Raw genomic sequence first — 679 nt, forward strand, 5'->3', positions numbered from 1 at the left:
GTGCAAGTGCCCACAGAGATGAGAATACAGGTCCACATTACAATCTGAAGGATAAATCTCTCCCTTGTTTTTCTTTTCTTTCTCATATTTAATGTATGCCCACCTTCTTATTAACTACAATGTTCTACCAGATAAAACAGACTTTTCAGCACAGAATTCTCGGAACATATATTTTTTTAACTGAAGATATTACTCTGTATCATGCTTTAATTTAACAAGCCTTTTACCATGGACTGCATACTCTTCTGTTCGTGAGTGTCCTATACTTGCACCATCTCCTAACCGTTCTACATAAGAGAAATCAATTACAATTCTCTTTAATCGAGGACTTTTGTGGATAATGTGATTATATAAATGCAAGGCAATTGTGTCCTCAATCTTAATAGGTAAAGAGTAGAAAGTTGCGGAGTCTTCTATTTTTGTATGAAACATATAGGCATAATTTTTATTCAGATTAATTAAATGCTGATTTGAGGGATCTCCGTTTACCTCTATATTATATATGCTTCTTTGCACGTAATCCCACCCCTCTTTTCCTTCCATTTCATTGAAGTACTCTTTCTCCTTGGTAGATAGCTCCGGCTGATTCCCTGGCACAGGTCGTAATAGTGCAGCCCATGAAAAATAGCATACACAAATAACCACAAAGGAAAGAATCAATATCCATATTGCAAATCGT

General features: G+C 35.6%; 1 protein-coding gene. It reads right to left on the minus strand.

The genetic code is table 11. From position 1 onward, the window contains the following. Positions 1 to 189: 189 nt before the first annotated feature. The coding region (locus HMPREF1505_RS02775; protein WP_036922191.1) for a hypothetical protein at positions 190 to 679 on the minus strand (490 nt) is incomplete at its 5' end.

It is taken from the genome of Prevotella sp. ICM33 (genome assembly GCF_000517825.1).
Taxonomy (GTDB): Bacteria; Bacteroidota; Bacteroidia; order Bacteroidales; family Bacteroidaceae; genus Prevotella; species Prevotella melaninogenica.